Annotated in this window: 8 protein-coding genes; 1 reads left to right on the forward strand and 7 read right to left on the reverse strand. The window is 44.0% G+C overall.

Annotation, left to right across the window (positions count from 1 at the left end):
• Positions 1 to 91 precede the first annotated feature (91 nt).
• From galE to RMO55_RS16945, 7 genes are all read right to left on the reverse strand, one after another.
• The gene (gene galE, locus RMO55_RS16915; protein ID WP_310428413.1) at positions 92 to 1,090 is read right to left on the reverse strand and encodes a UDP-glucose 4-epimerase GalE; all 999 of its coding nucleotides are present in this window, start codon (positions 1,088 to 1,090) and stop codon (positions 92 to 94) included.
• Between the two features lie 436 nt (positions 1,091 to 1,526).
• Positions 1,527 to 1,955: a hypothetical protein gene (locus RMO55_RS16920; protein WP_310428415.1), complete on the reverse strand. Its 429-nt coding sequence runs from the start codon at positions 1,953 to 1,955 to the stop codon at positions 1,527 to 1,529.
• A 542-nt stretch (positions 1,956 to 2,497) separates the two neighbouring features.
• Positions 2,498 to 4,318, reverse strand: coding sequence for a tetratricopeptide repeat protein (locus RMO55_RS16925; RefSeq protein WP_310428417.1), 1,821 nt, complete (start codon positions 4,316 to 4,318; stop codon positions 2,498 to 2,500).
• 246 nt (positions 4,319 to 4,564) lie between these two features.
• Positions 4,565 to 5,548 (reverse strand): hypothetical protein, encoded by a 984-nt coding sequence (locus tag RMO55_RS16930; protein WP_310428419.1) that lies wholly within the window; start codon positions 5,546 to 5,548, stop codon positions 4,565 to 4,567.
• A 221-nt stretch (positions 5,549 to 5,769) separates the two neighbouring features.
• Positions 5,770 to 6,123: a hypothetical protein gene (locus RMO55_RS16935; RefSeq protein WP_396134373.1), complete on the reverse strand. Its 354-nt coding sequence runs from the start codon at positions 6,121 to 6,123 to the stop codon at positions 5,770 to 5,772.
• A gap of 161 nt (positions 6,124 to 6,284) precedes the next feature.
• Entirely contained in the window at positions 6,285 to 9,305 is a 3,021-nt protein-coding gene (locus tag RMO55_RS16940) for a peptidase domain-containing ABC transporter (RefSeq protein ID WP_310428423.1), read from the reverse strand.
• Positions 9,306 to 9,409: 104 nt separating this feature from the next.
• A complete protein-coding gene (locus RMO55_RS16945) occupies positions 9,410 to 10,195 on the reverse strand; it encodes a peptidylprolyl isomerase (protein WP_310428425.1) in 786 nt (261 codons plus the stop codon).
• Positions 10,196 to 10,567: 372 nt separating this feature from the next.
• Here RMO55_RS16945 and RMO55_RS16950 point away from each other — a divergent pair, with 372 nt between their 5' ends.
• Positions 10,568 to 14,119 carry an esterase-like activity of phytase family protein gene (locus tag RMO55_RS16950; protein WP_310428427.1) on the forward strand — a complete coding sequence of 1,184 codons (3,552 nt, stop codon included), beginning with the start codon at positions 10,568 to 10,570 and terminating at the stop codon, positions 14,117 to 14,119.
• The last annotated feature ends 193 nt before the right edge of the window (positions 14,120 to 14,312 follow it).

The following is a 14,312-nucleotide window of genomic DNA, read 5'->3' on the forward strand; positions in this document are numbered from 1 at the left end:
CAGCAGTTCGGGTTTAGAGTCTGTAGTTCTTGCATTCATGATGGGAAGTATCTATATTTTCTTACTAATAAACTCAGATCTTTCGATCCAGCTAAAAATGACGATGTTGATGCCAATTCCATGCATGTTCGACAATTTTTGCCAAGTCTGCATATTTTGGTTCCCAACCCAAGATTTGGCGTGCTTTGGTACTGCTCCCAATCAGGATCGCTGGATCTCCAGCCCGTCTGGGACATTCCTCGATCGAGATTTCCTTTCCAGTGACTTGTTTAGCTGTATCTATCACCTCTTTGACAGAGAAGCCACTACCATTACCCAGATTAAAAATCTGGCTGACTCGATGTTCGAGCAGGTATTCTAGCCCCAGCACATGAGCTTGCGCTAAATCGGTGACATGAATATAATCGCGGATGCAAGTACCATCGGGAGTGTCGTAATCTGTGCCGAAAATTGACACGGATGCCCGTTTACCAGCCGCAGTTTGCAAGACGAGGGGGATTAAGTGGGTTTCGGGATTGTGATCTTCCCCAAATAATCCGTCAGGATCGGCACCAGCAGCATTAAAGTAGCGGAAGATGACCGATTTCAATCCATATGCTGGATCGTAATCATGTAAAACTCGTTCGACAGTTAGCTTGCCAGCCCCATAGGGATTGATTGGCTGTTGAGGGTGATCTTCGGTAATGGGGATAGTCTGGGGATTCCCATAGGTAGCACAGGTTGAAGAGAATACGAAATTAGAGACCCCATGTTTGCGCATTGCGTCGAGCAATGTGAGAGTACCAACTACGTTATTTTGATAATATTTTGCTGGATCTGTCACCGACTCACCCACATAGGCAAAGGCGGCAAAATGCATCACTGCATCAATTTTGGTGGTGGAGAACAATCGATCGAGTACCTCTCGATCGCTCAGATCGCCAACTATCAATTTAGCTTTTAAATTGGCTTCAACTAGCTCGCGATGTCCGTAGACTAAGTTATCCAAGATGATGACTTGAAACCCTCGATCTTCTAGAGCTTTTACGGCATGTGTACCAATATAGCCAGCCCCACCTGTTACTAGTACTACTCGATCGAATGAATCCATAATCAAAATCGGTTAATTATCTGAGATTTTAGTTGAGGTCTATTGCCTTACTTTATAATGCCCGACATTCGGCGATCGATCGACAGTCGATCTAAAATTTGATCGCATCTTTGGCAATGACGGCGATCGAAGAACGCGGTTCAAACCTTTTCACCGCTAGACTTTAGCCACAATCGATTCGAGTCGATCGCCAACATTTACAATATCATCACATTAGTAAATCGATCTAGCTATTTTAGCGTTTACCTTACCGATCTCTGGCGAGAATTGAGTAATATTTGATATCAGTACGATCGGCAATTAATCGAATTGGTGAAAAGACTGTAGCCGAAAACACGTTTATCTGGTATATTTATATACAGTAAGAGCTAAAATCGATAACTCTATTTCACCAGGATTGGAGATTTAACTCCTCATCTAGTACAAACTCCCTAAATTAACGAATAGTATTGAAGGCTTTAAGTCCTTGATATTGCTTTACTCGCGCTTCTCTGCGGGTAAATTCGCCCACAGAAGGGTTGCCATTGGGATGGACGACACCAGTAACCCTTTGCCACAACTCATCGGGAGCTAGGGATATTTGATAGCTTCGATCGTTCGTCTTGCACACATAATACCATTGGGTTGTTTGGCACCGATCGCACCAAAAAGCCTCCAGCCACTCTCCAGTCATTGAGACAGTGGTATGGAAGCGGATCAATGTTTGGGCGGCTGACTGGGTTAAACCTCGCGCCTGAAGCTGTTCCGGTCGATCGGCGAATAAATAATACTTTTTACTCACACTGTCTAAATAACAACCATGAATTGGACAGTAGATCCCACGCCGCTTAGATCTCCGCCGATTTTTGACACACTTATCCTGCACTTCGGCCTCCTTCGCTGATAATAGATCGCAGTGAACTGAAGGTTGCGGGGGAGAGACTGAGATCGAACCCGATCTTCAAAGCCCACTCCGGTAGTCTACCCTAAATTAGGTTTTAGGCTTTAGGGGGTTGTACTAAATCGGAAAATAAAATCCCGATCGTTGTTAATTGCTGGTATTTAGCGACCGCAACTAATGTAGTGCTTGTACGCTCTCGCCTCGCAGCATATCACATTAGTAGTCTCCTACTGGCTGTATGTCGAGGTTTCTTTGTAAAAGTTTATAGCAATTTGGTATCAAAATAGTAGTTGAGAATATTCGATCGACTACTGTCTATTGTGTTTATAGATGCTTGCCCATAAGCCCCACCAGAGACATTCAAAACAACCAGAAGCAGCAACTATCAACTAATTGAGCAGGGAACAGACGCTAGACGCTGCTGTTTAATTCCCCGTCCGAAAAACCCAATTATTTGCTTGGTGTATTTTCATGAACGGGAAACCCGTCTCGACAAATGCATCCGCAATTATCAATTATCAATCAATTTAACTTTCCTTTTCTTTCATTTTTTTGAGTAAAGCTTGAGTGAGCGGGAGATCGGATAGTCGATCGACCTGTCCAGTATTGACGACTTGCTGGAGAAAGTCAAGAAAATCTAGACGGACTTTTTGAGTTTTGGGATGATCTGCACCCAATTGTTGGACTCTGATAGCTAGCGATCGAGTATATAATTTCTCAGCATCAGCATATCGTTGCAACGATTTGTAGACAAACGCTAAATTATTGAGACTACTAGCAGTTTGGAGATGATCTGCACCCAAAGACTGCTCCCGAATGATTAGCGATTGAGTATAAAGTGTTTCTGCTTCTTCGTACTGACCCATTTTGTAATACAAACTCGCCAAGTTATTCAAACTCTGAGCGGTGTGGGGATGATTAGCTCCCAGTTGACGTTTTCTGATCCCCAGGGCGCGAATATATAATGGTTCTGCTGCTTGATATTCGCCAATTCTGTAATACAAGACAGCCAAATTATTCAGCCCTTGAGCAGTAAGGGGATGATCCTTGCCTAATTGCTGTTCGTAGATACTCAATGCCCGAGCATATAGTGGTTCTGCTTCAGCATATTCTTCGATCCGATAGTACAAACTGGCCAAATTATTCAATCCTTGAGCCAGAAAGGGGCGATCTCCTCCGGTTTGCTGCTCGTAAATGCCCAGTGCGCGAACTAGTTGCTGTCGCGCCTCTGTAAATTTACCCATCTCATAGTACAAATTTCCCAGATGCTCGATATTCTGAGCGGTGTAAGAGTTGTTGGCACCTAATTGCTGTTCGCAAATCGCGATGGATTGACGGTACAAGGGTTCCGCCTCTTCATAGCGGTGCAACAATTTGTATAAGCCTGCCAACTTATGTAAACTGGGAACATTATCTACGTGACTGGGACTCAACTGTTGCTGGTGGATTTTCCGAGCGCGAAGATACAGAGATTCTGCGTCCTCATATCGCTCCATCTCTAAGTATAAATTTGCGAGACGATCGATACTTGCCACCGTATTGAGGTGGTTGACTCCCGCCTTCTGTTCGTAAATTTTGAGAGCGCGAATATAGAGGGATTCCGCATCCTCATATCGCCCCATCTCTAAATACAATCCTGCCAGATCTTGTAAGGTTTGAGCCGTCTCAGAACAATCGGCACCTAGTTGTTGTGCGTAGATTGTATGGGCGCGGACGTACAGAGGTTCAGCCTCTGGATATCGTCCCATTAGTAGGTATAAGCTGGCCAGATGATTTAAACTCTGAGCCGTATCAATATGGTTGGCTCCAAGTTTTTGTTCGCAGATGGCATTAGAACGGATGTACAGAGGTTCTGCCTCTGTATATTTCCCCATCTCAGTGTATAGTTGAGCCAAACTATATAAACTTTGGGCGGTGTGGAGATGATTGTCTCCCAATCGATCTTCTCGAATTGTCAGTGAGCGCGTATAAAATGGTTCCGCATCTGTATAGCGACCCATCGATTCGTATAGCAATCCGAGATTATTTAAACTTTGAACAGTGAAGGGGTGACTGGCTCCTAACTGCTCTTCTCTGATTGACAAAGTCCGAGTGTATAGAGACTCCGCATCAGTATATTTACCCATTGACTCATACAATAAGGCTAAATTGTTGAGATTTTGAGCGGTGTAGAGGTGGTTGCTGCCAAATTGTTGTTCGCAAATAGCGAGAGATTGAGTGTGTAGAGCTTCCGCATCTGTGTGTTTGCCGAGCGAGTCGTATAAAATTCCTAGTTGACTGGGATTGCCGACATTCCGTTCGGTTGGCAACGATGGTAACTGATGAGTAGAATTTTGAATCTCGTTCATACAAACACTTAGATTTTTGACCGCAATCTCACTATATTCGATCGAATTTCGATCGTCCAGTCAAGATAAGTAAAAATACTGAGTCAATTCGGAATTTCTGGCAACCCTTGAAAGATTGTACTGAATTTACGGTCGATCGACGATTAAATTTAACATTGAAATCGCTGGTTTCAATTGAATGAGGTTAGCTCTATCTAAGTATGCCTTGTATCTTAACAAGGCGAAACTTTCCAAATTCTCGATCTGCTATTCGCCGTTGGTCTTTACTCGTTTAATTTTAGAGGGAGATTGACTAGTTGAGCTACGTTTTTGACTAGTATTATTACTGACTGAAGGACTTTTTTTTGGTGGAGTCTTTGGAGTGGGATCTTCTACGGAGATCCTGCCAGCTAATGGTTGTAAGACTTGAATCTTTTCCTGATAGACGATTTTACTATCTTTGCGAATAATTAGTCGATCGGCAGCGATTGTATAATTAGTATCACCATTGTCTGCCGAAAACTGAGTGCGATCGTAGTAGCGCAGTCTCAGTGTAATCCCTTGAGAGCCATCTTTAGATAGTCCTACATAGTGAGTGGGATTTTTGGCACCACAGATATACATCAAATAGTTTTTGGAGGTTGCTCGATAGAGAACTTTGGTATTGTCGGGACAAATTAAACTATTGTCACTGCCAACTTCCGCATCGATCTTCACAGAGCTAGTAATCGGGATTGGCGATTTAGCAGGAGCAGGTTTGGCGATCGCATTGTTGGAACTGCCGATCGCAAAGTTCCGAAATTTGGCTGTTGCCGTAATGCCACCACTAAGGGGAATTTGCAGCAGAGCAATTTGAGTGAGATTTGCAGGTGCTTTACCAAAAATAAAACTTGCTTTAAACGGAACATTTTCGATCAATTCGGTTTTGATAAAATTGTTCTCACTAACGCGATTGGCTACTCGCAAACTCGTCGGATAATATTCATTACCTTCAAAATCGACTAGCTTGATCGTCTCACCATTGAGATCGATCGTCCGATCGCTACTTTTACTCGTTAATACAGCTTGGCAAATCAATTCTTGGAGTTTTCTATTACAGTCTTGGATGACCACTTTAATCCGATCGTTTTCATAAGTAGCAGGACTATTTTTGACTACTCCAGTGGATACTTGAGCTAACAGTTGGAGTGGATAGAACCAGATACTCAGCAATCCGATCGATACTATGCTGACGATCGATTTATTAGCCATATTAATAATTATAGATGCACACTGATTTTTGCGATTATATCACGATCGATCCAATCGATTGCGATCCGTTGGTATTGGCGCGAGACTGCCGTAAGCAAAGCCTCTCCTCGAGGAAAATCGATCTGAGGTCAGAGCCTAATATTTCGATCTAGATCGAATATTTACAGCTCATGGCTCGATGGCTGCGAGCTAGATAATTGAATATTTAATAGATATCAGCTTCAAGCAAATTGTTCCAAAAATCGATCGACATCTTCAATAATTCGCGTGAGTTCGGCTTCACTACTAACGCGGATGCGATCGTCGCGTAATGTAATTAACACTTTAGCCACGAAGGGATTTGCCCAAATATTGGGATTACAGAATATTTCTAAGAAAACATCCCCTGTATACTGATATTCGATCGGTTTAGACTGTCTAGGCTTACCTCCTGCTCCAGATATTTCCGCTGTTTTGGCTTTGAGAACTTGGACGATCTCATTGAGCTTTGCTTTCAATTCCGTTGCGGCTGTGGGTGTAAAGCCACAGGATACCGAACCACTAGCTAAGTTGAATACCAATTGGGATGACATAATTTCGATCGCCGCAAAAGTTAATTGACTCTTATATTACCGTGAGTTGTTAGTCGTCTGTGGCGTAAATCAAGATACTATTGTGTCGGGATTCGGGATTCGGGATTTGGGATTTGGGATTCGGGAGCAGGAAATAGTCCCGTAACTTCAAACTGCATCTAACTTCAAAGTTGCGACTCTTGTTGCTGGTAGAGACAATAATATCGTCCCTTTAATGCCATTAGTTCTGCATGAGTACCGAGTTCGGCGACTAAGCCTCGATCCATCATCAAAATGATATCAGCATTGCGAATCGTGGTAAGTCGATGAGTGATAAAAAAGACCGTTTTGCCCTCGAAAGCTGCAGCGATATTCGTACACACCTGATGCTCGGAATCATAGTCTAAAGCACTTGTAGCTTCATCTAAAATCAGTAAACGCGGATTTTGGAGGACAGTACGGGCGATCGCAATCCGTTGGCGTTGTCCGCCGGATAAACCAGAGCCACGTTCACCGACGGGGGAATTATAGCCATTGGGTAGCTCCATGATAAATTCATGGGCGTAGGCAATTTTAGCAGCCTGAATAATTTGGTCGGTAGTTGCGTCGGGATAATTGAGGGCGATATTTTCCTGAACACTACCTTCAAATAACAGGGTATCTTGAGGCACGATGCCGATTTGTTGACGAAGTGAATAGAGTTCGACTTTGGAGATATCGTAATCATCGACTAATATTCGCCCCGATTCGAGTGGATATAAGCGCGGTAATAATTTCATCAGCGTACTTTTACCAGAGCCACTTTGACCGACAATGCCGATAAATTTACCCGCCGGAAATTCTAAACTAACGCTATCTAAATTTAATGCTCCCGCAGGTGCAAATCGGAATGAAACATTGTCAAATTTTACATGACCTTGAATTGTCGGCATCGGAATATTGCCCCTATCGATCTCGTCGGATTCCATTGGCGTATCCAGAATATCGGCGATCCGTTCGAGGGAAAGTGCTGTTTCTTGGAAATTTTGCCAGAGTTGCGTCAGGCGCAATAATGGGCTAGTAACATAGCCAGAAATAATCCGAAAGGCGATTAATTGTCCGAGGGTTAATTTGCCGTCTAGGACTAAATACGCGCCAACCCAGAGTACTAATAGGCTAGAGAGCTGACTCAAGAAAGTATTAATCGAACCAGCCGCTGCGAAGGTGATGACAGTTTGAAATCCAGCCATGACATAGCTAGTATAGCGTTCCTGCCATTTCCACCGAGATCGCAATTCAACATTTTGGGCTTTGACGGTTTGGATGCCAGCAATTACTTCGACTAAGTGAGATTGAGAGCGAGCATTGCGTTCGGCTTTGACACGCAATTGTCTGCGGGCGATCGGCGATACGGCAGTTGTGAGTAAAATAAATAGCGGCATTGTTGACAATGCAACCAGCGTCAACAGCGAGCTATAAATCAACATCACCACGATATAAACTACCGAAAATACCGAATCTAACACTACTGTTAAGGCAGTTCCCGTTAGAAATTGGCGAATATTTTCGAGTTCATTTACCCGCGTCGAAAGTTCGCCTACCGAGCGTTTCTCAAAGTAGCGTAGTGGCAATCTGAGCAATCGATCGATAATTTGCGAACCCAACGCCAGATCGATCCGATTGGTGGTATCTACAAATAGATAGGTGCGTAAACTAGTTAATAAGGCTTCGCCGACGGCGACAACAACTAATAGTATCCCCAGTGTATTTAAAGCTGTTGGACTATTTTGCACCAAGACTTTATCAACAATCGTCTGGGTAATTAATGGATTTGCCAGTCCAAATAGTTGGATAAAAAAGGAGGCAATTAAGACTTCAAGTAAAACACCGCGATACTGTACCAACGATGGCCAAAACCAACTGATGCCAAACTTTTTTTGTGGGGTGGAACGGGTGGATTGAATTAAGAGAATTGGGATGGATGGATTGGGAGTCTGAGTATTTGTACTTTCTTGATTGAGTAACAATTCTTGAGGCGATCGTTTAATTAATCCGCTATCGGGGAGGGCAATTGTGATGGAGTTACTTGCCACCGCACAAATCACGCCTAATCCATCTTGCCATTTAATTAGCGCAGGTATCTGAATCCGCTGGAGATCGGAGATCGGAATTGTCGCCAGTTGCCCCTGTAGCCCCAAAAAGTCAGCCACAGCCCCGCAAAATTGGAGCGAAACCCCTCCAGTTTGCTCGAAATGATGTGCGACGACCTTGCGGACAGAATCGCGGCGGAAGGGGATTTTAAACTGGTTTGCCAGCATTTCAAAACAGGCAACAGTCCCATCAATTTGCCCCTTCCCGCGCACGAGCGGATAACGCCCGCGATCTTGTTTGGGTGCGACACGAGCCAGTGGTAAGTCGGGTGCGTAGGGAATATGCTGGGGCGGCCCGATGTTAAGATTGAAGGAATCTGGGACGATTGTCGCATCATTAATATCAACGATCGAATCTATGTCTAATGGTGGTGGAACTTGCAAAATATCAGGTGAAATTCCGATCGGGCGCAGTTTTTGTCTATGGCGATCGGTGTCGATCTCCAGGCGATCGCCGATCGCGTATAGTGAATTGAGTGGCTGACTACCAACGAACCAATCCCAGTGGATTAGATCGGGAGGAATTGTTTGGGTAGTTGGATAAACAATAGTGGTATCAACTGCTTTGAGTGCTAAATCTTTGAGCGAATCGGTAGATAATAATTGCAGTAATCGATCGGGATTAGGGTGCCGTTCTAGTTCTAATCGCAGGATTTCAAAGACTTCGAGCAGGCTCGGTCGATCGTAAAAATATTGTTTTAAGGTAGGTTCTTTTTCGACGATCTGCATGAATGATTCGATCGGCATATTCAGACAAATAACTTCTGTCGAAGCAATTGCAGATTCACAAGCTACGCCGCGAATCGCACTAATCATTCCAATTACACCACCAATTGCTAATCTTTCGAGCGTAACAGGAGAGCTATTTGCATCAGGGTGTCCTAGTAAGCGAACTGTCCCTTCCACAATGATACTAATTTGGGCTGATAACCTGTCGGGCATCGCGATCGGTTGTCCGATATGATAACGATAATATTGACCGATTTTAGCAATTCTGGCTTGGGTTTTGGCTGATAGTCGATCGAACGGCTCGACTTGAGCTAAGAAAACTTCTGGCGTTGTTATTGTATAAGTCACTTTTAATCAATTGATAATTAATAATTTAGCTATTAGATCTTCGTAGGGTGGGCACTACCCACAATCCAGTTCTTAGATGTAATCTATTGTGTCAATAATTTTACCTATCTACTTAACTGATTCAATTGATTTTGAATCCAGCGATCGTAAATTTCCTCGATTAATCTCTCGCGCATTTTTTCATCTAATTGAGCAGAGAAAAATTTGTCTAGTCGGATTACCACAAACCATTCAGCAATTTGCAACGGGGGAGCTAATTGACCCAGTTTAAGCGATCGAATCTTTTGAACTAGAATTGGGTGCGGTACCGATAATTCATGAGGGCCGATCGATCCACCAGTTTCAGCTTCTTGTCCTTGAGAATATTGTTTGACTAATTCAGGAAAAGTTGCTTCTCCAGCTTCCAGCCGAAAGAATAACTCCTGTGCAAGATGAAAATCTTTGACTCGTAATAGTGAATAGCTAGCTCGATCGAGTTGACTTTTGCGCTGCAAAAAATAGGAATCAACTTTACTGCCAAAAGTTTCGCGCTTGAATCGAGCAAGTTTTACTGTCCTGAGGATTAATCGTTCGAGCTGCGACAGTGTAAAGTGATTTCGCTCTAACCAGGTAGCGCGATCTTCATCAGAATTAATCTGCTGGTGATGATAAAAAGCTTTGTAGGCACTAAAAATCTCTTCGGCGGTACATTCGATCGATTCTAGTTCGGTATCAATAATCAATTCTCGCTGTAATTGCGACAGCAGCCTATATTGCTGCAATAGTTCAACAACTTCCTCGCCTGAAATTAAATGTTGGGATAGCCTTTTGAGTGGAGAATCTAGTCTTGCCCAATCTTGAATGCTGGCAGCCTCAATTTTGAGATCTAGCAGGTTTGCGTTTATCTTCATGATACTGCTGTTATTTACAAAATCGATCTAATTAGCACCCTGCAATGATTATCCCAGCAATTGTTTCGATCGAGGTTATCCAAACATTAAGGTCTAGTTAAACTCAGAATTGGTAGCTTTGCACCAAATATTAACCACAGTATCACTATTCCTTAACCTCAACTATTATTAATTCAATATATTATAAAAACCATGAGAATCTAGCTGCTGCTGGCAATAAAGTGTCGATCGATACAAAGCCGAGCAATTTGATTTTACAACATTAGCGATCGCTGTTGAAAATATCTAAAATTCGATCGCGAGTTTCGTTGGATTAGTCTCTCAGAATAAGAATCGGTCATTTTTGAAGTAACTTAGAATTAATTAAAAATCATGGCTAAGAATACGATTCTAATGATTGGCGATGGTATGGGCTGGGAAATGGCTCGTGCTGCGGCAATTCAAAAACAAATTAATGCTGGTAAAACTGGCGATACCCTGGCTGATTTTTATACTCAAGGCGAAGGTACCGGACTCAATTTTCAACGGCTAGCTGGCTATGGTTTAGCCACTACTTACGGCACAACGATTGCCGATGCGAAAGGGGTATTTAGTACGGCTCAAAGTGCCCTTGATGGGACAATTTCTCAGACTGGATCTAGTCCTCTGTTACCTGGTTTTAAATTCGATCCTACCTTCAATCCAGGTACTACCGCCAGTGGTGGCGGGAAAGTTGCTGATGGTGCTAAAGGTAACTTAGTCGGTTACGATCCAGCGCGTGGGGGCGTAAATCCTTGGACTGCGGGGAGCGACAAGGAATATATTAAATACAGCTATCCTGACTCGGCAAATACTGCGACGACGCTCTATACAGGTGTTAAAAGCTACAACAATGCGATCGGCGTAGATATCTATGAGCAGTCGCTGACGGGTATCTTAAAGCAAGCTGCTGATAAGGGCAAAGCTACCGGACTAGTTACATCAGTCCCGATCGATCATGCCACACCTGGAGCCGCCGCCGCTAATGTCAATCGCCGGAATAAATACGATTTAGCCTATCCCGCACTCGATAATATCCTTCAGCAAGAACTGCGGATTTATCAGCCAGATGTATTGCTCGGCGGAGGACATCCATTTTCGACACCTGGAGATCCATTACCGAACGGGGTGGAGCCAAAAACTTCTAACGAGTTCATATCTAAAGAAACCTACGCCGAACTTAGTGGTAAGCCGAATAGTAACCTTTATGGCTACACTTTTCTAGAACGGGGTAAAGATGCAGCTCAAACGCTCGCAGACAAAGCCAAATCGATCGATCTCACCAAGGGCGAGAAATTATTAGGATTGTATGGTGCGCGGGGACAAAATGGGAATTTACCAGTCAGTTCTGCTAATGGTGACTACAGTACCACTGGTTTGGATATGTTCCAGACTTATGCGACTAAAGGATTGAAGCCAGATTTGCTCCGTCCGCTGGCTCCAGGCGAAACCGACGCTCAATTCATTGCCAAAGAACGGAATGAGAACCCAGATCTGCAACAATTAACTACCGCCGCTTTAGATGTTTTGAGTAAAGACAAAGATGGTTTCTACTTAATGATTGAAGGTGGAGATATCGATTGGGCAGCGCATGATAATAACATGGACAACCTGATTGGTGCGACTCTGGATTTTGATAAATCTGTCGGTTCGGTAATTGATTGGATTGAAAAAAATGGTGGTTGGGAACAGAACGAATTAATCGTCACCGCAGATCACGATCATTACCTGACGTTGAATTCAGACTTCCCTAAACTGCTCCGTGAGCAAGGTGCAGAGAAACTCACCGCAGTTGATACAGCGAAAGACGCTGGACACTATTTTGGTTCTAAACCTGATGTCGTCAAACTTGCTGACGGTAAAGACGATCCCGAATCGGGTAAATATGGCTGGGGAAGTCACACCAATCGTCCTGTTCCTGTTTATTATCAAGGTGCAGATACTCAACTCCTCGCTACTGAAGTTGGTAAAGGGTTTGAGAGTTATGGTAAAGACATTGCTGGTATTCCTGGCTTAATCGACCAAAGTACCATTTACAAAGCTCAAGCTGCGGGTGTCCATGAAGCAGTGCTGACATCTTACAATTTTACAGATCGCCCAGTCGTTGGTACCACCGCCAAAGTCAACCCCTTAGATCCGACTAAAACTGTTCCTGGACAAGATATCCAGCTCGGTGGTTATTCCGGCTTGCGGTTTGAAGGGTATGCTGCTAATGGTAACTTAAAATTCATCGCCAATACCGATCGCGGCCCGAACTTGGGTGCAAATTATCCGCTCCCCAATTTTCAGCCAGAGATCGATCGATTTGAACTCAACAAAACTACTGGTAAAATTACCATCACCGAACGGATTGCAATTACTCGTCCCGATGGCAAACCCCTAACTGGGATCTCCAACCTCCAGAGCGGTCTACCTGGGCTGGCATTCAATGATGAACCCGCTGCCGACCTGTTTGGAAATAAAGTCAAAAATGACCCCCTCGGTGGTGATTTGGAAGGGATTGAAGTTGCTAAAGACGGCACTTTCTGGATGGTGGATGAGTATCGTCCGTCGATTTATCATATCGATGCCAAAGGCAAAATCATCGATCGATTTATCCCCAAAGGTATGCCTACAGCCGACGGTAGTTTTGGTACAGCAGTTTTACCAGAAATCTATGCTCAACGTCGTGGCAATCGCGGTTTTGAAGGAATTGCGATCGAAGGGACTAAACTCTACGCTTTCATGCAAAGTGCCCTAGATATCCCTGATACCGCTGATGATGCTGCTTCCAAAGCTGGTAATAACCTGCGGATTTTGGAATTCGATACTGTCACCAAAGCAGTCACAGGCGAATATATCTATCGACTCGATGATGTCAAAGTTGCTGATAAAATCGGCGATGCTGTCTCCCTCGGTAACGGTAAATTTGCCGTAGTCGAACGTGATTCCCTTGCTACCGACAAATCCTTCAAAGCGATTTACGAAATCGATATCAGCAAGGCTACCAATATCTACGATCCCAAGGCAAGCACCGGATCTAAATCAGCAGAAGAAATCCTTAAAACTACGCCAGGAGCGATTACACCTGTCACCAAGAAGTTAATCGCCAATGCAACTACCCTCGGCTATACCGGAGTCGAAAAACTCGAAGGATTAGCCTTAGTAGATAACAATACACTGGCATTAATTAACGATAACGACTTTGATTTGGGTGCCGCCAAAGCCGACGGGAAAGGTGCTTTAACAGGTATTATCCCCGCACCGACTAAGCTCAGTTTATTGACTTTCAACAAACCACTGGTTGAAACCAAAAAACCCGATCTACCAGAAGTAGTCGCAGGTACCGCCAAAGACGATCTCAATCTAGTTCCTACCAACAAGCAAACAATTTTTGGCGATGGTGGTAATGATGTCATCGATGGTTCGATCTCCAAAGGTAACCACAATCGTCTCTATGGTGGCGATGGTAACGACGAACTCTACGCTGGCAAAAACGACAGGCTGTTTGGAGAAGCTGGCGATGATATTCTCGATGCTAGTCAAGGTAAAGGTGGTAATCGTCTTTATGGTGGCGATGGCAAGGATAAGTTATTTGCAGGTACCAATGATTTTCTCTTTGGTGGCGATGGTAACGATACCTTATTTGCTGGGAATGGTGGTAATACGCTCTATGGCGGTGCTGGTGCTGATAAGTTCTATCTGGCTTACAATGGCACCCCTGCCACTGCGAACACTGTTGCCGACTTTGAGATTGGGATCGATAGTCTAGTCATCTTGGGCATCACTGGTGCGACTGACTTTAGTAAAGTTACGCTGACTCAGCAAGTTACAGATACGCTAGTCAAGGCTGGTGGTCAGGATCTTGCGGTATTAACTGGGATTCAAGCCAATACGCTCACTAGCAGCAGCTTTAAGTTTGCTTAATTTGGACTAGCTACGGTGAGATCCCCGACTTCTTGAAGAAGTCGGGGATCTGGATTGCTAATTTTCCGCATAGACAACACACCCAACTGACTATGACAACCTTAAAAGGCTTCGCATCGCTTCCTGCCGATACATTTGCTCTAGGCGCGCAATCTGGTAAATCGATCGTGGGTACTACTAATAGTCGGACTAT

The organism is Chamaesiphon sp. VAR_48_metabat_135_sub (assembly GCF_031418915.1).
In the GTDB taxonomy this organism is placed as follows: Bacteria; Cyanobacteriota; Cyanobacteriia; order Cyanobacteriales; family Chamaesiphonaceae; genus Chamaesiphon.

What these genes read in the sequence shown, in the direction of transcription:
- RMO55_RS16925 (WP_310428417.1), bottom strand. Translation starts at nt 4,318, where the DNA reads ATGAACGAGATTCAAAATTCTACTCATCAGTTACCATCGTTGCCAACC.
- RMO55_RS16945 (WP_310428425.1), bottom strand. Translation starts at nt 10,195, where the DNA reads ATGAAGATAAACGCAAACCTGCTAGATCTCAAAATTGAGGCTGCCAGC.
- RMO55_RS16930 (WP_310428419.1), bottom strand. Translation starts at nt 5,548, where the DNA reads ATGGCTAATAAATCGATCGTCAGCATAGTATCGATCGGATTGCTGAGT.
- galE (WP_310428413.1), bottom strand. Translation starts at nt 1,090, where the DNA reads ATGGATTCATTCGATCGAGTAGTACTAGTAACAGGTGGGGCTGGCTAT.
- RMO55_RS16950 (WP_310428427.1), top strand. Translation starts at nt 10,568, where the DNA reads ATGGCTAAGAATACGATTCTAATGATTGGCGATGGTATGGGCTGGGAA.